This window comes from Tigheibacillus halophilus, from assembly GCF_042683165.1.
Lineage (GTDB): Bacteria > Bacillota > Bacilli > Bacillales > Amphibacillaceae > Tigheibacillus > Tigheibacillus halophilus.
Window position 1 is genome coordinate 199213 of record NZ_JBHUIZ010000012.1, and the last position, 23984, is coordinate 223196.

The 23984-nt window shown below is 43.1% G+C and carries 22 protein-coding genes; 14 read left to right on the forward strand and 8 right to left on the reverse strand.

Annotated elements, in window-relative coordinates; translation table 11 throughout:
* The first annotated feature begins 74 nt into the window (after positions 1-74).
* The 7 genes from qoxA (at position 75) to ACFSMW_RS12185 (ending at position 6851) form a co-directional block, all read left to right on the forward strand.
* Entirely contained in the window at positions 75-947 is an 873-nt protein-coding gene (gene qoxA / locus ACFSMW_RS12155; RefSeq protein WP_390355986.1) for a cytochrome aa3 quinol oxidase subunit II, read from the forward strand.
* A 39-nt stretch (positions 948-986) separates the two neighbouring features.
* Positions 987-2957 carry a cytochrome aa3 quinol oxidase subunit I gene (qoxB, locus tag ACFSMW_RS12160; protein ID WP_390355988.1) on the forward strand — a complete coding sequence of 657 codons (1971 nt, stop codon included), beginning with the start codon at positions 987-989 and terminating at the stop codon, positions 2955-2957.
* On the forward strand, positions 2938-3525 hold the full coding sequence (gene qoxC, locus ACFSMW_RS12165) for a cytochrome aa3 quinol oxidase subunit III (protein ID WP_390356430.1): 588 nt from the start codon (positions 2938-2940) through the stop codon (positions 3523-3525). The genes qoxB and qoxC overlap by 20 nt, the downstream gene beginning before the upstream one ends.
* A 7-nt stretch (positions 3526-3532) precedes the next feature.
* A complete protein-coding gene (qoxD, locus tag ACFSMW_RS12170; protein ID WP_390356432.1) occupies positions 3533-3817 on the forward strand; it encodes a cytochrome aa3 quinol oxidase subunit IV in 285 nt (94 codons plus the stop codon).
* Positions 3818-4007: 190 nt separating this feature from the next.
* A complete protein-coding gene (locus ACFSMW_RS12175; RefSeq protein ID WP_390355989.1) occupies positions 4008-5360 on the forward strand; it encodes an MATE family efflux transporter in 1353 nt (450 codons plus the stop codon).
* 10 nt (positions 5361-5370) lie between these two features.
* The gene (locus ACFSMW_RS12180) at positions 5371-5871 is read left to right on the forward strand and encodes a metallophosphoesterase family protein (RefSeq protein WP_390355991.1); all 501 of its coding nucleotides are present in this window, start codon (positions 5371-5373) and stop codon (positions 5869-5871) included.
* Positions 5872-5951: 80 nt separating this feature from the next.
* Positions 5952-6851, forward strand: coding sequence for a hypothetical protein (locus ACFSMW_RS12185; RefSeq protein ID WP_390355993.1), 900 nt, complete (start codon positions 5952-5954; stop codon positions 6849-6851).
* Positions 6852-6995: 144 nt separating this feature from the next.
* On the opposite strand, the gene ACFSMW_RS12190 is transcribed toward ACFSMW_RS12185, so the two are convergent.
* On the reverse strand, positions 6996-7121 hold the full coding sequence (locus ACFSMW_RS12190; RefSeq protein ID WP_390355995.1) for a hypothetical protein: 126 nt from the start codon (positions 7119-7121) through the stop codon (positions 6996-6998).
* A 260-nt stretch (positions 7122-7381) separates the two neighbouring features.
* On the opposite strand from ACFSMW_RS12190, the gene ACFSMW_RS12195 reads away from it, so the two are divergent.
* A complete protein-coding gene (locus tag ACFSMW_RS12195; RefSeq protein ID WP_390355996.1) occupies positions 7382-8251 on the forward strand; it encodes a gamma-glutamylcyclotransferase family protein in 870 nt (289 codons plus the stop codon).
* Between the two features lie 139 nt (positions 8252-8390).
* Here ACFSMW_RS12195 and ACFSMW_RS12200 read toward each other — a convergent pair whose 3' ends face one another.
* The gene (locus ACFSMW_RS12200) at positions 8391-9098 is read right to left on the reverse strand and encodes a potassium channel family protein (RefSeq protein WP_390355997.1); all 708 of its coding nucleotides are present in this window, start codon (positions 9096-9098) and stop codon (positions 8391-8393) included.
* Positions 9099-9250: 152 nt separating this feature from the next.
* Between ACFSMW_RS12200 and ACFSMW_RS12205 the strand changes: the two genes are divergently transcribed.
* Together ACFSMW_RS12205 and ACFSMW_RS12210 are read left to right on the forward strand one after the other, a co-directional pair.
* The gene (locus tag ACFSMW_RS12205) at positions 9251-11569 is read left to right on the forward strand and encodes an ATP-dependent DNA helicase (RefSeq protein WP_390355999.1); all 2319 of its coding nucleotides are present in this window, start codon (positions 9251-9253) and stop codon (positions 11567-11569) included.
* Positions 11570-11666: 97 nt separating this feature from the next.
* Complete coding sequence (locus ACFSMW_RS12210) at positions 11667-12224, forward strand: YdhK family protein (RefSeq protein ID WP_390356001.1); 558 nt, start codon at positions 11667-11669, stop codon at positions 12222-12224.
* Between the two features lie 143 nt (positions 12225-12367).
* Here ACFSMW_RS12210 and ACFSMW_RS12215 read toward each other — a convergent pair whose 3' ends face one another.
* Positions 12368-13534: a pyridoxal phosphate-dependent aminotransferase gene (locus ACFSMW_RS12215; RefSeq protein WP_390356003.1), complete on the reverse strand. Its 1167-nt coding sequence runs from the start codon at positions 13532-13534 to the stop codon at positions 12368-12370.
* A 328-nt stretch (positions 13535-13862) separates the two neighbouring features.
* Here ACFSMW_RS12215 and brnQ point away from each other — a divergent pair, with 328 nt between their 5' ends.
* Positions 13863-15242, forward strand: a complete 1380-nt coding sequence (brnQ, locus tag ACFSMW_RS12220) for a branched-chain amino acid transport system II carrier protein (RefSeq protein WP_390356005.1) — start codon at positions 13863-13865, stop codon at positions 15240-15242.
* Between the two features lie 51 nt (positions 15243-15293).
* Here brnQ and ACFSMW_RS12225 read toward each other — a convergent pair whose 3' ends face one another.
* Positions 15294-15974 carry a GntR family transcriptional regulator gene (locus ACFSMW_RS12225; RefSeq protein WP_390356006.1) on the reverse strand — a complete coding sequence of 227 codons (681 nt, stop codon included), beginning with the start codon at positions 15972-15974 and terminating at the stop codon, positions 15294-15296.
* A 108-nt stretch (positions 15975-16082) separates the two neighbouring features.
* Between ACFSMW_RS12225 and ACFSMW_RS12230 the strand changes: the two genes are divergently transcribed.
* A complete protein-coding gene (locus ACFSMW_RS12230) occupies positions 16083-16769 on the forward strand; it encodes an RluA family pseudouridine synthase (RefSeq protein ID WP_390356008.1) in 687 nt (228 codons plus the stop codon).
* Positions 16770-16916: 147 nt separating this feature from the next.
* Here ACFSMW_RS12230 and ACFSMW_RS12235 read toward each other — a convergent pair whose 3' ends face one another.
* Together ACFSMW_RS12235 and pdxK are read right to left on the reverse strand one after the other, a co-directional pair.
* Positions 16917-18293: an Nramp family divalent metal transporter gene (locus ACFSMW_RS12235; RefSeq protein ID WP_390356010.1), complete on the reverse strand. Its 1377-nt coding sequence runs from the start codon at positions 18291-18293 to the stop codon at positions 16917-16919.
* A gap of 450 nt (positions 18294-18743) precedes the next feature.
* Positions 18744-19553 (reverse strand): pyridoxine/pyridoxal/pyridoxamine kinase, encoded by an 810-nt coding sequence (pdxK, locus tag ACFSMW_RS12240; protein WP_390356011.1) that lies wholly within the window; start codon positions 19551-19553, stop codon positions 18744-18746.
* 556 nt (positions 19554-20109) lie between these two features.
* Here pdxK and ACFSMW_RS12245 point away from each other — a divergent pair.
* Positions 20110-20820: an EcsC family protein gene (locus ACFSMW_RS12245; RefSeq protein ID WP_390356013.1), complete on the forward strand. Its 711-nt coding sequence runs from the start codon at positions 20110-20112 to the stop codon at positions 20818-20820.
* Between the two features lie 22 nt (positions 20821-20842).
* A complete protein-coding gene (locus ACFSMW_RS12250; RefSeq protein ID WP_390356015.1) occupies positions 20843-22198 on the forward strand; it encodes an MFS transporter in 1356 nt (451 codons plus the stop codon).
* Between the two features lie 22 nt (positions 22199-22220).
* Here the strand turns inward: ACFSMW_RS12250 and ACFSMW_RS12255 are convergent, their stop codons facing one another.
* Entirely contained in the window at positions 22221-22937 is a 717-nt protein-coding gene (locus tag ACFSMW_RS12255) for a phosphatase PAP2 family protein (protein ID WP_390356016.1), read from the reverse strand.
* A 358-nt stretch (positions 22938-23295) separates the two neighbouring features.
* Complete coding sequence (locus ACFSMW_RS12260; protein WP_390356018.1) at positions 23296-23919, reverse strand: DUF3298 and DUF4163 domain-containing protein; 624 nt, start codon at positions 23917-23919, stop codon at positions 23296-23298.
* Between the last annotated feature and the right edge of the window lie 65 nt (positions 23920-23984).

Sequence of the window (23984 nt, forward strand, 5' to 3'; positions counted from 1 at the left end):
AAAAAACCACTGATAACATTGTGATTATATTCACATAAAAGCGGGTGGTCAGATTGAGAGGGAAGGGAAATAACATGAAAAAGATTTGGGTAATGCTTGGTCTCGCTGTAATGCTGCTGCCGACATTGTCTGGTTGTCAGTTGAAAGTACTGGATCCAAAAGGCCCGGTAGCGGAAACGCAAGCACATGTTATCAAATTATCCATGCTTGTCATGGCGGTAATCGTTGTGGCCGTAATTGGACTATATATATTCATGCTTTACAAATACCGAGCTTCAAAAGTGGGGGGAGATTATACGCCGCCACATATTGAGGGAAGCAAGGTGTTGGAAACGATTTGGATTGTCATTCCAATACTGATTGTTATCTTCCTTTCCGTTGTGACCGTAAAGTCTACGAGTGATGTGGAAGCAACGGCGAAAGGATATGAAGATCAGGAACCTCTTGTCATATATGCGGCATCATCTAACTGGAAATGGCATTTCAGTTATCCTGAACAAAACATTGAAACGGTAAACTATGTCAATATCCCGACTGATCGTCCAATTGAATTCAAACTGTATTCCTATGGACCGATAACCAGTCTGTGGATTCCACAGCTTGGCGGTCAAAAATACGCCATGAGTGACATGGTTAATACACTGCATTTACTTGCCGATACACCTGGTTCTTATTTTGGCCGCAATTCCAATTTCAGCGGCTCAGGTTTTGCGGAAATGGAATTTGAAACACAGGCAATGCCGCAGAAGGATTTTGATAAATGGGTAAAAGATGTTCATCATACAGCGAAAAAACTGACAGAACCAGAATTTAAAACACTGCTTAAAGAGGGGCATGTCGGCCGGCAAACCTATACCGGCACCCATTTGACTTTCATGCCGGCTCCTGAAATGGATATGAAAAATATGGATAAAGATATGGATATGAACATGGATCACGGAAAGTAACGTGTTTTTCAATAGTATCTTGGAAAGGAAGTTTACAACATGAAGGAATACTTCTCCAGGTTCGCCGTTCCAAATAATGAACCGATGATCGTAGCATCACAAATTGCTATTGTTGTTGTTTCGCTAGGAATCATTATTGGAGTGACCTATTATAAAAAATGGGGTTATCTTTGGAAAGAATGGCTGACAACGGTTGATCATAAAAAAATTGGTATCATGTATGTTCTGTCCGCGCTGCTCATGTTGTTCAGGGGTGGTGTGGACGCACTTTTGATGCGTGCGCAGACCTCCATGCCTGAAAATGGTCTTCTGGATGCGCAGCATTACAATGAAATATTCACCACACATGGTGTCATCATGATTCTTTTCATGGCTATGCCATTCATTATCGGTTTGATGAACGTTGTCATTCCGCTGCAGATCGGTGCAAGAGATGTTGCTTTTCCACGTCTGAATGCACTTAGCTTCTGGCTGTTTTTCATCGGAGCCATGTTGTTTAATATATCGTTTGTAATCGGCGGTTCACCGGATGCGGGATGGACAGCGTATTTCCCGCTTGCAAGCACAGAATTCAGTGAGAGTGTCGGAATGAATTATTACGCGATTGCTATTCAGATCGCAGGTATTGGTACATTGATGACTGGTATCAACTTTATCGTGACCATCCTGAAAATGCGCGCACCAGGCATGACATTGATGAAAATGCCTATGTTCACCTGGTCTGTGTTGATTACAAACGTCATCATCGTCTTCGCATTTCCAGTATTGACCGTTGCGCTGGCCTTGATGACGATGGACCGTTTATTTGGAACACAGTTTTTCACTATGGCAAATGGCGGTATGGATATGCTTTGGGCCAATCTGTTTTGGGTTTGGGGACACCCTGAAGTATACATTGTCATTTTGCCTGCATTCGGTATTTATAGTGAAATTATTTCCACTTTCGCGAAACGTAACTTGTACGGTTATAAATCAATGGTATTTTCTATGGTCGCTATCTCTGCGTTATCGTTCCTGGTTTGGGCACACCATTTCTATACGATGGGTCACGGCGTCATGGTTAACGGTATTTTCTCGATCACTACGATGGCGATTGCTGTACCGACTGGCGTGAAGATGTTCAACTGGCTGCTTACGCTGCATAAAGGGAAAATCACTTTTAAAACACCGATGCTCTGGTCGATGGCCTTCATACCAATCTTTTTGATTGGCGGTGTGACAGGTGTCATGCTTGCGATGGCAAGCGCCGACTATCAATACCATAATACGATGTTTCTTGTCGCACACTTCCACTATGTATTGATTCCGGGTACTGTATTTGCTGTTATTGCCGGGTTTACGTACTGGTGGCCAAAAGTTTTCGGTTTCAGTCTGAACGAAAAAATAGGCAAATGGGCTTTCTGGTTTGTAGCTGTCGGCTTCAACGTCACCTTCTTCCCAATGTTCATCACTGGTTTGAATGGGCAAGCACGGCGGATGTACACTTATTCAGCTGCGACAGGTTTTGGTCCGTTAAACCTCATTTCGTTTGTTGGTGCGCTTGGGTTGGCAATTGGATTCATTCTGATTGTCTACAATGTTTACTGGAGCACCAGATATGCGAAAAGACATGTCACATCAGATCCTTGGGATGCAAGATCGCTTGAATGGGCCACACATAGCCCAGTCCCAGCGTACAATTTTGCCATCATCCCAACGGTAGAATCAACGCAAGCATTCTGGGATACAAAAACAGAAGGCAAGAAGCTGTTTAATGGAAAATATGAACCGATTCATATGCCGAGCAATAGTGGATTACCGTTCATCATGGGTGTGATCTTCTTTGTCTTTGGATTCTGCATGGTATTTGGCATGTGGATTCCGGCAATTGTTTCAGCACTGGCAATCTTTGGCTGTATGTTGTATCGTTCGTTTGAAAAAGATCCTGGTTACCATATTTCTGTAGAAGAAATTATGGAAACTGAAAAGAAAGCTGGGGTGAACAGTCATGATGAAAACCAACTCGCTTGAATATAGTACGGAACAGAACCGCTTGAAAATATTGGGTTTTTGGATATTCCTGGGAGCAGAAATTGCCCTTTTCGGAACTTTGTTTGCAACATATTTTACGCTGGTTAACCGTACGGGGAGCGGGCCAGCGGGCAGTGAAATTTTTGAATTGACGCCAGTATTGATTGAAACATTCGTCCTGCTGACAAGTAGTTTCATGATCGGGCTGGCAGTTAATGCGATGCGTCTTGGTAATAAAAAGGCGACAATCACGTTTATCACCATCACGCTCCTGCTTGGTTTGACTTTCCTGGGAGTTGAAATCTCCGAGTTCGTGCATTACGTCCATATCGGTGCGGGCATTACTGTCAGTGCTTTTACTTCCAGTTTGCTGACACTGCTTGGTACTCACGGGGCCCACGTCACGTTGGGTGCTTTCTGGGGTCTTGCGATCTTAATGCAAATAGGCAAGCGCGGCATTACAGCTGAAACCTCCAATAAAGCATTCATATTCTCGCTTTATTGGCATTTTCTAGATGTTGTCTGGATCTTCATCTTCAGCTTCGTCTATCTGAAAGGGATGATGTAATATGGGAATCAAACAATTATTTCCTGTCAAACACATCATGGGATTCATATGTTCACTTGTTCTGACGGTAGTCGCTTTGGGTGTACTGGCATTTGATTTGTCAGTGAAATCCGGCGTCATACTTTTACTGATAACGGCATTCTTGCAGGCAAGCATTCAACTTGTCATGTTCATGCACGCAGGTGAATCAGAAGATAAAAAATCTATTTACACGAATGTCATTTATGCATTGTTCATTGCTGTTGTCACCATTCTTGGTACATTGCTGACCATGATCTGGGGTTATCAGTGAATTGATATATGATGAAAAAGCTCTGGAAAGCCATATAAGGCTCTCTGGGGCTTTTTTTTGCAAAAAAAAGAGTGAATTCCACTCTTTCTAAACCGGATAAACGGGTATGTGTTTGAAGCACAGCCTGCTGATAGACTTTACGAAAAAGGACATTTAAAATGAGGATAATAGACATGTCGGAGGGAGATGCATGAGTCACTTAAACGGCAAGTTGGATACGCAATCGGCGTTTAAAAGCTTTTTCCAGTATTTCATACCAACATTGCTCGGTATGATGCTGATGTCTGTCAACATTGTGATTGACGGCATCTTTGTCGGAAATGGCGTGGGTCCGGTAGCATTAGCCAGTGTTAATGTTGCAGTCCCGGTCTTTTCTATTATCGTGTCCATTTCTCTGCTGATTGGAGTCGGGGGCGGTACGCTTTATTCCATGGCAATGGGGGAAAAGGACCCGGAAAGGGCCCAAGGGATATTCACCATCTCCATTATTTTTATCACAGCCATAACTGTCGTGATCAGCATCTTGAGCTTTATTTTTATGGAACCGCTCGCAAGAATTTTCGGCGCTAACAAAGAAACATTGGTATACACGATGGATTATATGCGCATCTTGTTCATTTTCTCGTTGATTATCGCATGGGAGAATTGTATGAGCATTTTTGTGCGAAACGATGGGGATCCGCAACTGGCCATGATTGGGCTAATTGTATCGGCGTTGTTGAATATCGTATTGGATTATTGGATGATCTTCATGTTGGATATGGAAGTGACTGGGGCTGCGCTGGCAACCGCGCTGGCAACTGCGGCGGGTCTGGCAGTCTATCTGCTGCATTTCTTTAAAAAAGGGTCAGGACTGAAATTTATCAAGCATAAGTGGCGTTGGAGAGAGGTCAAACAAATCAGCATGACAGGTTTGCCAAGCTTTTTATCTGAAGCGGGAACAGGTATTTTTGTCATGGGGTATAATATTGCAATCGCCTGCTATGCTGGAACAGAAGGACTGGCCGCGTTCTCTGTTATCAATTATTTGCATACATTCATGTTTTTAGCATTTATCGGCATTGGTCAATCGATTCAGCCGATGATTAGCTATTATTACGGTGCCAAGTCGCAAGAGAAAATCATGCACACTGTCAAGGTTGCAGAATGGACAGGCCTTGCTTTAGGGGGGATATTTCTTGCCATTGGTTACCTCTTTTCAGATTTTCTTGTTTCCATCTTCGGCATTACTTCTCCTCAGCTCATCGCCATGACAACCAAAGGCATCAAATTGTTTTTCCTTGGGTATCTATTCATGGGAACAAATTTTATTTACATGACCTATTACCAGTCAACTGGTTATGTGGCGCCATCAGTCGGCATTACTGTTTTTCGCGGCTTTATTCTGTTGATTGCCTCCTTGCTGCTGCTGCCACTATGGCTTGGCACAACCGGGGTCTGGCTATCCCTGCCGGTGGCGGAAGGCTTGGTTGCCCTGACATTGATTGTTGTGGCCAGATATGACGTCATGAATAGGAAACGAGGGTCCAGGGGATACAGATAATCCGGAGAGGGTGGAAATCTTGAAAATAATTGTTACAGGGGATACACATCTCCCTGCCGGCAAGAAAAAATTGCCTGAAAAATTGCTTGAGGCTTGCCGAAATGCAGACTTGATTCTCCATACTGGTGATTGGAAAACGCTCGATGTGTATAGGGAACTTTCTCAATATGCTGCGGTTAAAGGAGTTTACGGCAATGCTGATGGGGAGGATATCACGCAAGTATTCCCAATCCGCGAAATATTCGAGGTGGTTGGAATGAGAATCGGTATGGTACATGGGCATGGTGAAAAAAAAACGACAGAGAGGCGTGTATTGGAGATATTTGAAGATGATCAAGCAGACATCATCATCTTTGGCCATTCCCACATCCCGTATGTCCGTTATCATGGAAAAACCCTGCTCATCAATCCCGGGTCGCCGACAGCTAAGCGAAAACTGCCGTATTTCTCCTTTATCACATTGGACATTACGGAATGTGTTCAAGCTGAGATTGTATTCTTCAATGACTGAGTCACTTCATGTGCAGGAAGTTTTCAACTGTTCTTCTGCGGGAATAATGGTTACAAACCCTAAGAAGGAAGGTTTAAGCGATGCGAAGCTTATACATGCTCATTGTTTTGGCTGCTGTATTCTTGTTATTAAGTGCATGCAATACCAATGACAGCAGCAAATCTGAAACAAAAGGAAACGGTCCCGACAGCGAGAAGACAGCACAAAATGATCAGCACAGCACCAGTGAAAATGGAGAGGCAGACAAATCGGAACAAGGCAAAGATCAGCATTCAGACAAATCGCATGGTGATGCAGATAAGCAAACATCTAAAGGAAAAAAAGATGCAGAGGATAAGGATGCTGAACGAAGCGATATGACACAAAAGCAGGTGCTTCAAGCTATAAAAGATCAGCTTGACACCAATCTGGATAAACGGTTGCCGGCTTCATTGCCATTGGAGAAAGGCAAGCATTTAAGTGCTGCAACCAAATCGGATGCCGACAGCTATCGTGTTATCTTTTTTGCCAGTGACAAGCCTATTCCAATTGATAATAAAGCTTTGAACGATAAGGAACAGGCAACGGAAATTGCCCGATTGCAGGTAAAAAAATGGCATAATGAACAAGAAGCGAATAAACAAATCGGTTATGAGGATTATGGAAAAAATGGCGGGAAACAGGTTGACCTGGGTCACCATATCAAAGGTTATCAGGATGCAGGTGCAGGTTCCTTGTGGACCAGCTGGAATGAAGGGCGGTGGGCACTCGTGACGCATGCTCGGACAACGAATCCTGAGACGGGAGAAAAATTAGCAAAACAGGCAGTAAATGATTTGGAATCCCGCTCATTGCCTGTTCCGCAGCAAAATGGCATGGTCCGTTTGGATGCAGCGGGCACAAGTAATCAGATTTTGTGGCAGCAACAAGCAGTGGTATATTCACTTGACCATGTCGAAGATCCTATCAATGCACTGGATATCGCTACATCATTCAACTAAGGTAATAAACTGTCATACAATGAAGGTATGGCGGTTTTTTGTGTGTGGAATATTGATTTGAAGTTGGATTCAAGTACGAAAGGGGTTAATTGTGTGGCAGTTAAAATGAATTCATTTTATGCATTGGGTATTCGGTATTGCCAGTTATTTCTTCTTTCGGCTGATGCCAACACCTGCCTGATAAATGATGACGGCTACGAACACTCCCGCCATGACCATTACTGCAACCGACGCAGCGGCGAACAACATTTCCTTTGTGAAAAATAGCATAGTAGAAAATCCTTTCTTTGTATACTACAGATATATACGAACGATAAAGGTAAAGGATTCAATATGTATATAAAAAGCTTATTTATTTTTCTAAAGGGGCAGCAGTCATTCATGAATCATAGCATCTAAAATTGAATTTTATTACCCAAAAAATCACCCTAAAAAATACGTTAATAAACAGACTTAAACGTTTTGAAATTACAGAGAAATATGACACGATGGACAGAGACCGAAAAATAAAATCAGGTAGGAGAGGGATGGTGACAAAAGGGATGTATGTCTTTGTGTACGGTACATTGAGATGGGGAGAAAGGAATCATCCATTGCTTGCGCATGCTGAACGCATTGCCGAGCAGGCATGTACAGCGGGAAAGATCTTCACAACATGCGCAGATTATCCTGTTTTGCAGGAGGATACAGAAAGCAGGACATATGGTGAGCTGTATCGGATCGATCACGCTTTGCTGGAACAGCTGGATGCATTGGAAGGATATGAGGGCCCGGCGAGCACCAACAATTTATATGAGCGTGTGAAACAGCAGGTGTATACTGATAAAGGCGAATTTACAGCGTTTGTATATGTCACAGGCAAACAAACTGCAAAAATAAAGCTGATAGAAGAAGGTGATTGGCTAGTTCATACATACTTGCAAAATGAGCGGCTTCTTTATTTTGCTTATGGCAGCTGTATGGATGACCTCCGCTTCAAAAAACAGCAAGTTGATCAGCACTTTCAGAAAGTCGTCGGCAGGGGTAAGCTGGATGGCTATACATTAAGGTATACGATTAACAGGTTGGACGGCGGCCGAGCCGACATTGTGGAAGAAGGGGGATTGGTAGAAGGCAAAGTGTACGAGATTGCGCATGACGCTGTTTCTTATCTGTACGAGCGGGAAGGGGTGTATGCAGGCAGCTATCGGCCGGCTGTCGTTCAGGTTCGTTTAGACAAGGGTAGAGTTGTACCGGCATTGACTTTCATCGTGGTCCATAAGGAAAAAGAGACCGCTCCCCCCAGCCACTATATAGAAGAAATTTTACGGGGAGGAAGGGGATGTTGCAGCAAGGCGTATATAAAAATGCTAGAAAATCAGTACATGGGATTTTCAAATGTAAAAACTAAAAAAACATGACAAAGAGAAAACAAATCAGAAAACGATAAGCAGCATGAGGACCCCTTTTTAACTGAACCTAAACTTTATTTTTATGCCATTCACATTTAAACCCAACATTCCAACCCTGTTACCCGACACACCAGTAATTTGACAATACTCATCCCTTTTCTTTATTCAATTCCTGCAGCAAGATCTCCAGTCGCTTTTTCTCCTGCCATGTCAGTTCGTCATAGCGGTCCAGTTCGGATTGGATGAATGTCACGGTTGGATTCTTTTCAGTTTTATCTTTGACAAAATATGTTGTCAAAGAACCAGTCAGCATACCGATAATACCGATACCGACAAGCATTAGCACAATGGCGATGATCCTGCCTACGCCAGTGACGGGAGACAAATCACCATAACCGACTGTTGTGGTTGTGACAACGGCCCAATAAAGCCCGTCGGCATATGTATCGATATTCGGCTCGAAATGAGTAACCAGGACAGTGGCGGCAATCAGTATTCCTGCTGATACTGTTAATAATTTACCAAGTCCATTTGTTGCCAAAATATTTTTTACCGGGGTCAAATATTTTTTTCCGATAGAGAAGAAACGAAGGACGCGGAACAAGCGGACAATCCTTGCTGTTTGGAAAATGCTGTCCAGTGGAAGCGCAGCAATGATGTCGAAGGGATTCTCTTTGATGAATTTCCATTTATTTTTGGCCATGATGAGACGGACCAGCACGTCAATGAAAAAGACGAGCCAGATCATTTTGTCCAGATAAATAATTTTTTGATTACTTGACCAAATGAAAATGACAGAGATTAGTGCAAGTACCACTAATGTAATTTCATAGATCAATTGTATTTTTTTCTTCAAAATAGACGCTCCGTTCATGTGAAAAGTAAATCCAAAACTATTATACTTGTATTATGGCTGTGGAGACAAACGGGTTTCCCGCCAGATATTTAAAAAGTTTCTAAACGAACATCATATATTATTGTTCATATAGATTGGGGAATGACTATTCGATGCCTAAACAAAAAAAGGGGAGCGGGAAACACCTCCGTCTATCTGCCAGGGGGCTGGTAGAATATGTGTTTCGCAGCGGGAGCATCGAAACAGGATTTCGTTCTGCGGCACCGCTGCTCGACGGGACTAAAGCTCACCAGAAAATCCAAAAAACTTACGGTAAAAATGATCAAAAGGAAGTCTATTTGAAGACGGAGATTCCTTTTGGGGATATCACCTTTCAAATAGACGGGCGCTGTGATGGCCTGCTGAAAAATGATGATGGTTCTTTCGTCATTGACGAGATCAAATCCACCTCTGGCCCGCTCGACTTGGTCAATGAGGAAACATATCCAGTTCACTGGGCCCAGGCTAGCGTATATGGTTATATCTATACCACCGATAATCAACTGGAAAACATTACGATCCAACTGACATATGTACAGGTACAGACGGGGGAACAGAAAAAATTCCAGCGGAAAATGACGCGTCAGGAGCTGGGTGATTTTCTGATGGATGTAATTTCCAAATATGTGCCATACGCTCGACTTCGGATGGAGCTTTTGGAAAAAAGAGCTGCCAGTTCCAAAGCATTGGCATTTCCTTTCGGGAATTACCGCGATGGCCAGCGTAAACTTGCTGGTGCAGTATATAAAACAATTCTGGAGAAGAGAACGCTGTTTGCCAAAGCGTCAACGGGGATTGGCAAGACGATCTCTACCATTTTTCCTGCAGTAAAGGCGATTGGCGAAAATCATCTGGAGCGAATCTTTTATTTGACTGCCAAAACCATCACCCGTACTGCAGCCGAGGAAGCATTTCGGATACTGCAGGCTGAAGGTTTGGAATTGACTGTTGTCACTATTACGGCAAAGGATAAAATCTGTTTCCAGGATAAAGTGAACTGTGACAAGGCAGAGTGTCCGTTTGCCAACGGCTATTATGACCGGATCAATGGTGCGATCCTGGATATTCTGCAGCATGAATCCCTTCTGACAAGGCCGGTCATTGAGAAATATGCTCGCAAGCACATTGTTTGCCCCTTTGAATTTTCACTCGATCTGGCCTACGCCGCAGATGTGGTCATTTGTGATTATAATTATATTTTCGACCCAAGAGTTTCCTTGCAGCGCCTGTTTGAGGAGCAGAAGAAAAAGACAGCACTCCTGATCGATGAAGCCCATAATCTGGTCGACCGTGCGCGGGAAATGTATTCTGCGACGGTGAACAAAGCGGATTTTCTCGCCTTATATAAAGAATATAAAGGAAGCAAAGAATTCATTGCCAAATCAGCTAAAGCGGTGAATGATCGTTTGCTTGAAAAAAAGAAACAGAAGCAAATACTGGAAACAGAACTGGATGAAAAGCTGGTACATGCGGTCGATGCCTTCGCTTATGATGCTGAAGAAGAGCTGGTGCGCGGCGGTGATGCAGATGAGTTGCTGTTGAACACGTATTTTGCTGCCCAGTCATTTGTAAAAATTGCGGAGCTGTATGATAAACGGTTTACAAGTTATTTAACAGTGGATGGCAATGATGTTGTGTTGAAGCTATTTTGTCTCGACCCATCGCATCAGATAAAGCGAATGGGAAAAGGCTTCCGGTCGAAAATATTCTTTTCGGCAACGTTGACACCTGCGGGCTATTATATGGATTTGCTTGGAGGCAAATCGGAGGATTATGTTCTCTCTATCCCTTCGCCATTTGACCGGGAGAACGCTGAAGTGATCATTCAGCCGTTATCCACAAGATTTCGTGACAGAGGGCGTACCTTGGAACCAATGGTTCGTTTTATCGTGGATTTGCTGGAAAAGCGGCATGGGAATTTCCTTGTGTTTTTCCCATCTTATAAATATATGCAGCTGGTGTTTGAACGGTTTGCAGCAGTTGCTCCTGAAGTGCAGACTATTGTACAGCATGGACAAATGACGGAAATTGATAAAGAGGTCTTTCTGGAAGCTTTTCATGAAAAAGAGGATCCAAAGGAACGCCTTGTTGGATTCGCCGTGCTTGGAGGAATTTTTTCAGAAGGGGTCGATTTGAAGGGAGACAGGCTGCAGGGAGTGATCATTGTTGGCGTGGGGTTGCCGCAGATTGGCCTGGAGCGTGACATCATCAAGGATTATTTTCAAGCTGATGGGCATAACGGGTACGATTATGCCTATATTTACCCCGGCATGAACAAAGTACTGCAGGCAGGAGGCAGACTTATCCGCACGGATACCGACCGCGGCACTATCGCTTTAATCGATGATCGCTTTCTTCAGCCAAAATATCAAGCAATGCTGCCCTATGAATGGCAGCATTATAAAGTAGGAGACAGTCCCTCGTTGCGCTAACGTGATAAAGGGTTAATGTGACGTTTTTTATATCCCCCCGGTGGGTATAATGTGAATGTGGATAAAATTTCACATTATCGAAATGGGAGTGTGCATCATGAAAAAACAGTTATTTGCAATAGTTACTGCAGCAATCATCGGAATGGCTGGCTGCAACAGCGGCCCCAAGGGTGGTCAGTCTCATGAAAATGGACAGAAGGATGATCAGAATATATCTCATCAGCATGCGGATGATGCTCTGGCTGAGACACAGGGTTTGAAAGAAGCAGAGAATCCAACCTATCCAGTAGGCAGTGAAGCTATCGTTAAATCCGGCCACATGGCAGGAATGAAAGGCGCAAAAGCCTCCATTGTCGGTGCATATGATACAACCGTATATGAAGTGGCTTATAAACCAACAACTGGCGGAAAAACGGTTCGCCACCATAAATGGATTGTCCAGTCGGAAATAAAAAATGCCGATAATAAAACGCTGGCCCCTGGAACTGAAATCACCATTACAGCAGATCATATGAAAGGAATGAAAGGTGCCAAGGGTAAAGTCGAATCGTCTAAAAAAACTACCGTTTATATGATTGACTATCAGCCGATAACCGGAGGGAAAGAAGTGAAAAATCATAAATGGGTTGTGGACGATGAGCTTTCCAAGCCGTGAAAAAATGGGAAAAGGACTGGCAAGCGTGCCAGTCCTTCTTCTATCGTGGATCACTCCGCTATTAATCCGTTGGAGATAGATCTGGTAACAATGGGCTATGCTCTTATGGATGCTATCCTGCTGCTGTTCGTACGAAGTATTTCCTATCTAAAAATCCCAAGCCTGCCAATACGCTTGATGGCTTCTTCTATACGAGCAGCATCTACAACGAGACCGACTCGTACGTATCCCTCTCCATATTCCCCAAAACCATTTCCGGGAGCGACCCCCACATCAGCGTACTCCAATAAAAAATCTGCAAACGACTCACTGGTGAAACCATTCGGTACTGGCAGCCAGGCAAAGAAAGAACCTTTTGGAGCACTCATTTGCCAGCCGATGTTTCGGCAGGCATCCATTAATTTTTTTCTGCGTTCCTGATACAACGCCACCATATTGTAAACACATTGCTGGCTGCCGTTCAATGCTTCAGCAGCGGCTTGTTGAACAGCAGGAAATAAACTGACATATAAATGGTCCTGTAGTATTTCCAGGGCTTCTACCATTTTCGCGTTGCCTGCTGCAAAGCCAATCCGCCACCCCGCCATGTTATATGTCTTTGAGAAGGTGTACAATTCCACACCAACATCCTTTGCTCCTTTTGCCTGCAGAAAACTGATTGGTTTACAATTGTCAAAACCAATTGCTCCGTAAGCGAAATCATGAACGATTCCGATGCTGGAATTTTTGGCTAAACTGACTGCGGAATCGAAAAAATCCACATCTGCAACCGCACCGGTAGGGTTATTTGGATAGTTCAGATACATTAATTTAGCAGCTGATTTTTGTTTGTTGGACAAATGGTTAAAATCTGGCAAATAATTATTCCGGGCAAGCAATGGCAACGTGTCAAATTTGACGCCAGCCAATGCGGCTCCCGATAAATAGTCGGGATAGCCGGGATCAGGCAAAAGCATAAGGTCGCCCTCATTCAGCAACGCCAGAGGCAATTCTGCCAGTCCTGCTTTACTGCCAAATAAGATAGCGATCTCAGTAGCAGGGTCTAGTCCAATATCATATTCCCGAGCATAGAAATCCGCTGCCGCCTGTTTGAGTTGAGGTATACCACGAAACGGAGAATAACGATGTGTTTGCGGATTGGCAACAGCGCTTTGTAATGCTTGAACAATATGTAGGGGTGTCGGCTGGTCGGGGTTGCCTTGCCCCAGGTTGATAATGTCCCTACCTTCACTTATAGCATGATCAATTTTTTTTACTAAAGAAGCGAAAAACTGTTCAGGCATTCGGGACAGGCGATGGGATAATTCCATATAATATCACTCCAATAAATTAACAATTGTCTATAGTATATGTTACTCGAAGTAATTTGTTAACATTTTGAACTATCCGCTATTTGCGAACTTGCAACCTGGATAATATTGCATGGCATACATTGCAGCCTGTAATTTTGGCACATTTGAAGTCGAACTTTTGCTCAAAAGTGTTCCATTATTTACGGGGCTGATAAGTTGCGAAGCTATTTTTCGTGCGATATATTGCATTTTATAAAAAAGAGTAGTATTATAGTTCAAGGTTACACCATTACACAAAAATATCTGAATAATCAAATCAATGTTTTGGGTCTTTAGGAGGAATTGCATGAAAACGAAGTTATCTTTTTCATCACACTTTTTTATTGGTGTGATGCTGTTTGCGCTATTTTTTGGTGCTGGAAATCTAATTTTTCCGGCGGAACTTGGTCAAAATGCCGGTGATCATTTACTTCCGGCAGCGATCGGGTTCCTGATCACTGGTATTGGATTACCCTTGCTTGGCATACTTGCAATGGGATTCTCGGGGAGCAAAGACTTGCAAGAGCTTTCCGGAAGAGTTCATCCCCTATATGGCATCATATTTACTATATTGTTGTATTTAACAATCGGGCCATTCTTTGCAGCGCCGCGTACTGGTGCTGTTGCTTATGAAATTGGCATTTCTCCTTTTGTCGGGGAAGCACATGCTCAATTGGGATTGCTGATATTTACGTTTTTGTTTTTTGCAGCTTCTCTCATCTTTTCGCTGTATCCTGCCAAATTGGTGGACAACGTTGGGAAAATATTGTCTCCCGGCATCATCATTTTGCTGCTTATACTGCTCATTATGGTTTTTGTCAAGCCTTTGGGGGCGATTGAGCCTGCACAGCAGGCTTACAGCCATGGTCCTTTTCTGAAGGGGTTTACGGAAGGCTATAATACAATGGATGCGCTGGCATCACTTGTATTCGGGATTATCGTTATTCAATCTGTGCGGGCATTGGGAGTCAAATCGAACAAACAGGTTCTGTCTGCCACGGCAAAAGCAGGGATCGTTGCCAGTTCATTTCTCGGGCTGATTTATATCGGTATCGCTTATTTGGGAGCAGTAAGCACACAAGAATTTGGCATTTTTGCCACAGGTGGACCTGTATTAAGTGAAGCAGCTGCATATTATTTTGGCACGGTCGGCAGTGTGATGCTGGCAGTTATCATTACGCTTGCCTGTTTGACTACGAGCATCGGATTGATGACTGCTTGCGGAGAATACTTCCATAAATTAATGCCTAAAATCAGTTATAAGGTTTTGGTGACATTTTTCACAGCTATTACATTCATTTTTGCCAATTTTGGACTGGCAGACATCATTAAATACTCTGTTCCAGTATTGATGCTGTTATATCCTTTGGCAATCGTGCTTGTCCTGCTAACATTCCTGTCATCCTTATTTCGCCATGCAAGACTTGTTTACGCGAGTGTGACAGGTGTGACATTCCTGATCAGTATCGTGGATGGTTTTAAATCACTTTGTGAATCGCTCGAAATCGACTATTTTGCTTGGCTGAAGCCGATACTCACTTTTTATACAGACAACTTGCCTTTATATGAAGAAGGGCTTGGCTGGCTGCTGCCGGCATTGATTGTCATGGTGGTCACCACAGTGATTGTGTATGCGACTGGTAAAAAGTCAGCTGATCGTCCTGTTGGTCAGCAGCAAACCAGATAATGAAAAGCTGGCTCCTTTATAGGAACCAGCTTTTTTAATAAAATGACAGGTTTATTCTGGATTAGAATCTTGTTTTCCCTGCAAGGAACGAAATTCATCGATGGCACTAACCCAGTTTTGATGCATAATTTCTGAAGCTGCTTTTGCGTCGCCATCTCTCATGCATTGGATAATCTGTCTGTGCTCATCCACCGATTTATCCCGCAGAATGATAGAATTGTGGAAAAACAATCTTCTGACATGCGCCTGCAGTGACCCAACAATCTTATTGACATACGGATTCATTGCAGTTTGTCCAATAATTTCATGAAATTGTTCGTCGACCTTCAATGCCTGGAAGTAATTCTCCTCTTGAATGGCCTTTGCAAATTCATCGTTGGTTTCATCAAGCAATGACAATGTGTCTTTCGTCGCCAGGGGTGTGGCTAACTCCGCTGACAACGCTTGCAAAACAGCAAGCGGCGGTAAAAGATCATAGATTGTTTCTTTCTCCACCTCTGTAACCTGGGTTGCTTTGCCGGGAAACATTTTGACAAAACCTTCTACTTCTAAGAGCTGCAAGGCCTCTCTGACAGGGGTTCTGCTAACACCGAGCGCATCGGCAAGTTGTTTGTCACTCAGCTTTTCACCGGGTTCCAGTGTACCATCGATGATCCATTCGTTTAATTTGGACAGTACGTACTCCTTGGCGGATTTGCGAACCATTTTGTCATGTTTTTCTGGAATAGGCATGAACATCACCTCGCGATATGCTAGAATATGCTATGTCTAGTATACATCAAATGGATGAAAAATGTGATATATAATATATTAGTTTATTTGATTGAAAGGAGAGCAACATTGCAAATACCGATTATTTATGAAGATAATCATCTGTTGATTGTTGAAAAACCAGTCAACATTCCTGTTCAGGCAGACAAATCCGGGGACATGGATCTCCTGACGCTGCTAAAACAGGATCTGAAAGAAAGATATCAGAAACCAGGAAATGTTTACCTTGGGCTGGTCCATCGACTTGATCGTCCTGTAGGTGGAGTGATGGTTTTCGCGAAAACTTCCAAGGCCGCTTCCAGGATGTCGGATATTCTCAGGCGTCAAGAACTGAAAAGAACATATATGGCGGTTACGCGGGGAAAGCCTGATAAAAAGACAGCGACATTGATACATCATCTGGCAAAGGATCGGCGCAGAAATATGGTGCGAGTTGTGAATGCGAAGCATAAAGATGCAAAAAAAGCAGCACTGACATACGACATGATAGGAAATAAGCACGGTCTTGGCTTGTTGGAAATCCAGTTGCACACGGGAAGATCCCACCAAATCCGTGTCCAGCTTGCATCTATTGGCTGCCCGCTTTATGGGGATCAAAAATACGGACAGCATGTCAATAAACCCGGACAGCAAATTGCTTTATGGGCCAAACAGCTGACCTTCGAACATCCGGTTCGGAAAGAGAAGATGACTTTTATAGCCGAGTTCCCGAGGGAAGAGCCTTGGCTGCATTGGCATCAGCTGGCTGGCACATGAGAGGTTCAAGAGAAACCATGATAGAACAACAAGATAAAAAGGCGGGCATGATAATAACCGCATGAAATCAAGTTCAAGTTGGTATGATTTCATGCGGTTTTTATTTACCGTGCCTCATTGATCAAGACATGATGTGTCATAAATTGCTTAGCCTATATCCTGGCCGGTGACAAGGATATACCCGATTAAAAACACATTCAGAATGATAATGATAGCAGTACATATCCAGGCAAGTATTTTAGTTGGAAGCCGGTTGGCGAATACGCCCATTTTCTTTTTATTGCTAGTGAAAGCGACGAGCGGCACAACAGCAAACGGCAATTGCAGACTGAGCACTACCTGACTCCACAACAGTAAATCTGCAGTCCCTCGTGATCCGAATAACCAAGTTACAATGACAGCTGGAATGACAGCTAATAGTCTGGTGATGATCCTGCGCAGCCATGGAGAAATACGCAAGTGAATGAATCCTTCCATGACAATCTGTCCTGATAATGTTCCAGTAATCGTTGAGTTCTGTCCGGATGCAAGTAAGGCAATAGCGAATAACGTACTTGCAATACCCACACCGACTGTCGGACTGAGCAAGCGGTATGCTTCCTCGATTTCAGAGACCTGAGAGCCTAAGCCATGAAAGGCCGCTGCTCCGAGAATCAAAATTGCTGAATTGATCAAGAAAGCGACTGTCAGAGAAAAGGTGGAGTCCATCACTGAAAACTTGATGGCTTCCTTTCTCCCTGCCTGTGTTCTTTTATACTGTCTGGTTTGCACAATGGAAGAATGCAGGTACAGGTTATGCGGCATGACAGTGGCACCAAGGATACCAAGAGCGATAAACAGCATTTGCGGGTTCACGACGATCTCCTTGCTTGGTACATAACCACTTAATAATGCCGAAACTTCCGGTTTGGAGGCTATTACCTCAAATACGAACACAGCGAAAATGGTGACCATCAATACGATGACGATAGACTCGATAATACGAAAGCCTTTTTTCTGCAACAGCAGCAGTAAAAGCACATCGGCAGTGGTGATCAGGATGCCGGCCAGCAGTGGGATTCCAAATAGTAAATTCAAAGCGATGGCGGATCCGATTACTTCAGCCAGATCAGTCGCTATGATAGCCAGCTCGGTCAATATCCATAAAATGAACGATGACTTCTTTCCAGTGGCATCTCTTGTTGCCTGTGCCAAGTCACGTCCTGTTACAATCCCCAGTTTGGCTGCCAGGGTTTGCAATAGCATCGCAATTAAATTGGAGACAAGGATGACGGACAGCAACGTATAACCAAAGCGGGCACCACCTGCGATGGAGGTGGCCCAGTTGCCTGGGTCGACATAACCAACTGCTACTAAAGAGCCTGGTCCTGCAAACGCGAAAAATTTACGCCAAAACCCAGCGTTTTCTGGTATTTTTACGCTATTATTCACTTCCTCCAGACTAAGGTTGGAACTTCTTTTCAGCCAGCCTGATTCTTTGCGTGGTTCTTTTGTAGCAGCTTCTTGTTGTTCTTGTTCACTCATCTTACTCACCTCTTAAAAACATGACTACGGGTAATTAAGTTTCCCGAAGGCAAAACTTGTCTAAAAAAATAATCGCTTTTCAGCGGCGATAATTTGCTGAATATTATTAAGGGTTTTACGAAGTTCATGTTAGATGTACGCCGTGTATAACTTTACTAGTATATAATATAACCATATATGTCCATTGTGCAAGAGAAAAATACTAAAAAAAGTTTTTTTGCAAAATAATGCATTAGATCTTGGGAGGGGCTGTATCCCCATGAAGTTACAGTAATGTCCTCCTTACGTGAATTAGTTACCCGCATTGTAAGGCGGTGAAACGTGAATTGGCATATGGTTACTGTTTTGCACGATACTAGCATGGCGGGCGATCAGAGAAATACATCATGAAAAAAAGCCTTACTCATCGTGCTTGCTGTGAGTAAGGCTTTGAAGTTCTTTTAAGCCAAATCATTTCCCGTACTTATTATATGCTCCGTGCATGACCGGACCAACATACTCGTTCAACTTCCAGCCGTGAGCGATTGCAGCGTGGACAAAATCTTTTGCAGCATGGACTGCATCGCTTACTGGTTTGCCAAGTGCCAGGTTGGCAGTGATAGCCGCGGCAAACGTGCATCCAGCACCATGATTATAAGTTGTATCAATTTTTTCGCTTTCAAGCAAAACGAATTCATTTCCGTCATAGAAAAGGTCGACAGCTTTTTCGTCTTCCAATGCTTTTCCACCTTTGATAACGATATTCTTCGCGCCTAGTTCATGGATTTTGGCTGCAGCATTTTTCATATCATCGATTGTTTTTAAAGGGCCAGTTTGAGCGAGTTGTCCAGCCTCAAACAAGTTAGGCGTCGTGATGGTTGCAAGAGGCAGAAGGAGTTCGCGCATCGCATCCGTATTTTCCGGCTGCAGGACCTCATCTTCGCCTTTACACACCATAACTGGATCGATAACAACTTTGTCCAGCTTATATTCTTCTATCTTACGTGCCCCAAGCTCAATAACATCCACAGAGCCGAGCATACCTGTTTTCATCGCATCTATACCCACGGATAAAATCGTATTCAATTGTTTTTCTACGACCTCTACGTCTATAGGATAGACATTGTGGCTCCAGCTTTCCTCGGGGTCCATCGTAACAATGGATGTCAGGGCGTTCATGCCGTACACACCATACTCCTGAAATGTTTTAAGATCCGCCTGGATACCAGCTCCTCCGCTGGAGTCTGATCCAGCTAATGTGAGTGTCTTTTTCAGTGTCATAATTATTCCCCTTTGTTTTCAAGATAGGTTGTTTATTTAAGAATATACCATTTTCCCGCCGGTATAAAGAAAAACACAAGTGAATACATTTGAATGCTGGTTTTTAATGCAGAAATTGTCACGTTAGTGGTCCTATGCAATCGTCGTTAAGAGGAGGATCGTAGGGGCCGCTTAAAGAATCGAATGGTTGTTACTGGGGAAGCAATCACAGCAATAACACCGTGAAAACCGGAGCGTTATTGTTGATAGAAGGACTGTCAAAGCAATAACACCGTGAAAACCGGAGCGTTATTGTTGATAGAAGGACTGTCAAAGCAATAACACCACGAAAACTTGAGCGTTATTGTTGATAGAGGGACTGTCAAAGCAATAACGCCACGAAAACTTGAGCACTATTGCTGATAGAATAACTTTCACAGCAATTAGTAAGCACAAAATCCTGAAAGCTAGTCAATAAAGCAGTTTTCTAACAAATCAATAGAGATGCTCTTCAGCTAAAATAGTTGTAAGATTGATTTACGTTACATCAATATACTGTATAAGGAATGATCAATTGATGAATGATTATGAATGGATGGTTCATGATGAACTGACGGCATGGAAGGAGACTTTATGTAAGCGTCCTAATTTGGTGAAGCGCTTCACCAAAAAAACGCAGACAAAAATTAACGCGGTAATTCCGGATAAGGTACACAAAGCTATTTCCGATAGTATCAAAACGATGGTGAAGGCGACATTATCCGGGTCGAATATCATTAGCCGGAAACAGAGGCCGTTGCATACTTTATATGAAAAAGATAAGCAGTTGCAATCTGCTCTGTCAACCTATAGAAAAACGGCGGTGGCAGAGGGGGCGGGGACCGGGGCAGGTGGTTTATTAATGGGGTTGGCAGATTTTCCACTTTTGCTCTCCATTAAGATAAAGTTTTTATATGATGCTGCCTATATCTACGGTTTTGATCCAAGGACATATGAAGAGCGGTTATTTATTTTGCAAATATTCCAGCTTGCATTTTCCAATGATGCCCATCGCAGGAAAACACTCTACCTGGTAGAAAACTGGGAGAAAGAAAAAGAAAGCGTAATGGATATGGATTGGCAGGTTTTCCAACAGGAGTATCGCGATTATATTGATTTAGCAAAAATGTTGCAATTAATTCCAGGTTTTGGTGCAATTGTTGGTGCATATGCAAATTATAATTTATTAGATCATCTGGGGGAGACGGCGATGAACGTGTACAGGATGCGTATTCTCCAAAACCAGTGATGAGAAATACAGGTGAACAGATATGAAAAATTTAAAGCAAAATCCATGGATGCTCGTTTTTACAATTGGTTTAGGGACAATGCTCAATCCCTTGAATTCTTCCATGATATCTGTAGCATTGACAAAATTGCAGCATGAATATATGTTGACGTTCGCAGATGCTTCATGGCTGATTTCTATTTTTTATCTGGCGAGTGCAGCTGGCCAGCCAGTTATGGGCAAGCTGAGCGACATGTTCGGTGCTAAACGGATGTTTATGACAGGGCTGGTGCTGGTGGCCATTTCCTGCTTGCTGGCGCCGTTTTCACCGAACTTCGTATTCTTGCTTGCGTGCCGGGCCTTGCAGGCCATTGGCAGTTCGACTTTATTTCCAAGCGGTATGAGTATGGTCCGCGAAAGCATTACGACAAAGCAGGCTCGCGCGCTGGCTATCTTGTCCATTTTTGCCTCGACTTCTGCTGCGTTCGGACCTTCCATTGGTGGATTTTTAATTGGTGCCTGGGATTGGCAAGCAATCTTTATGATCAATTTGCCATTGATTGTACTTGGTTTTATCCTGGCGGTTTTCATTTTGCCGCAGTCAGAAAAGGTTTCATTTGATATGAAGCGGATAGATGTACTTGGCATTGTGATGTTTATCGCTTCGATGACAGGACTTATACTGTTCCTGCTATCGCTCGATCAGAAAATACGCTGGTGGGCGCTTGCACTGTTCATTATTGGCGGTATTGTGTTTTATTTGCAGGAAAAACATAGGACAGAGCCGTTCATTGATTTGGCATCATTGAAAAAAAATACTAATGCGACATTAGTGTATGTACAGTTTACATGCATCAATCTGATTTATTATTGTTATTTTTTCGGCTTTCCTACTTTCTTGCAGCAGGTTCGAGGCTATAGTGAGGAGCATACAGGATTGATTATGCTGGCGCTTGCCGGCTTTAGTGTGATTGTTTCGCCTCTTGCAGGGCGTATCATCGATAGAAAAGGATCGAAGCTGCCAATGTTTATCGGTGCGGTTTTATTGCTGATTGGGACAGGACTTTTACTGACCTATCAAGAGTCATCTCCGTTGCTATGGTTTCTGATTATCATGTCCGTGCTTGGGATGAGTAATGGCTTCAATAATATTTCCGCACAAACAGCTTTGTATGAACACGTGGCACCTGAAGAAACAGGGACGGCATCAGGCCTTTTTCAAACAAGTCGTTATATTGGATCGATATTGTCAGGGAGTTTGCTTGGTTTGACATTCAGTAATCATCTGGACCAGTCTCACCTGCATCTGGTTGCGATCGTGTGCTTTGTTTTCTGTCTGATTGTTGTAGGTCTGTCTTTAAAATTGCCAGGAAAGATGCGAAAAAGCCAAGGAACCTGATCCCTGGCTTTTTTATACGCGATTAATAGATTCCTCTGCGTTTTTGATTCAGTAATTTACTTTGATCTGTAAGATTGAACCTCTCCAGCAAGTCAATCAGCGGCTGTTGAAATCTTACGTATGCGGCGATGGATATGAAAACCGATGCCATGCCATAACAAAAGGCACCAACCACGTCTGTCGGGTAGTGGACGCCAAGATAAATTCTGCTGGCCAGTATCAGGGCAATCAATAAGAATGTAATGACACCAGTCCACACAACTCTGGAGAGTCTGACAGCAGACAACATCAGCACCACGCCGATAAATCCGTAAAAAATAGTCGTAGCAGTAGCATGTCCGCTTGGAAAACTTGCGCCAGTCTCACTGATAAGCTGCATGAAATCAGGTCGGGCACGGTCAAATGTTTTTTTCAAAATCATTTCCAGAATGACAGCACAAAACAATACCGTTCCGCCAAACCAGAGACCATCCGCATATCGTTTTTTCACAAATAATATCGCACAAATAAGAATGGTCAGAATAATAACCAGTTTAACATCACCTAAATGGGTGAACAGCTTGATAAAGCTTGTCAGTCCGTTGTTGACAAGTGACTGGATGCGGTCGATCCAATACATATCGAAGCGATGTACCCAATCGCCTTTTGAAGTAACGCCCTGGGCAATGACGCCAAATAGTATGAGGAACAGCAAACCTAGAATAAATAAAGGATTCACGGGGATTCTTCTTTTTTGCATGAAATGACCTTCTTTCTGTAACAATGTGTGCTTGTCTTAAATATCTTTCATTAGCTTACCAGTTTTCGGGTTTTATGCAAGCGTAATTTATCCAGCATCTACTGGCTGTAAACCCCAGCTACAAGAATCAGTTAAAAATCTCTTGCATGGTAGGTAGGGGGCGACTGGCAGAGTATGCAGGACAGGATCATAGATTAAATTAGCTGCCACCTTGGAGTGTCACCTGCAGCACCGAAAACAATTGTCTCGATGTCTATATAACTCACAGTGTATGCGCAGAGCGAACAAGCTGAGAGGCAGCAGAGCCGCTTACTGATTATCTCTCACTTTATGTAAGAAACAGGCAACCAGATTCGGACTAAGAATTGGCCGCCATGACAGCTAACGGACTGTCGTCGTTGATAATATTCGTTAAAGCGTAGACAGATATGGGGAAAATTGTAAATCCATAATAATAAGGTGTCAGATCGTAAGGCTGAAAATATAAAACCAATGTCCGGTCTGCGATATAGAAATCCTGATGGCTGGAGATTGTGTTAAAGTCTTCAATAACCGGAATATGTCTTTTCTTGATCTGGGCTTTTATGTGATTAGATAGTATTTCTATATAATTGCTTTCTTTCTTGAATAGTGCAGGCAGCTGATAGATTTTGCCTGTAAGCAAATCAAAAGTTAATGATTTCATGATGGTCAATCCATGGGCTGCTTGTTTCGCAATGGCGTAATTGCTGATTGTAAGACTGAGAATATTGCGTTGGTTATTTTTGATTTCAAAGCTGCCGACGATTTGATCAAATTCCGCCATTTGCTGTTGTTGGTATTGTTCTTGTATGACAGTCTGTGTTAATTGCAGAATTTTTTGGTTGATGGATTGTTGTATGGTTAAATCCTGCATCCCGAAAACTTGCGGATAATAAATTTTAACGGAACCCCTGTCTAAAACAAACGTTTGAATGGAAACCGGAAAAGCAATTGCTGCCATAGTATTTCTCCCTCCTTCCGCCAATTTATGCAGAGAAACATTCACACGTTACATCAAAACATGCG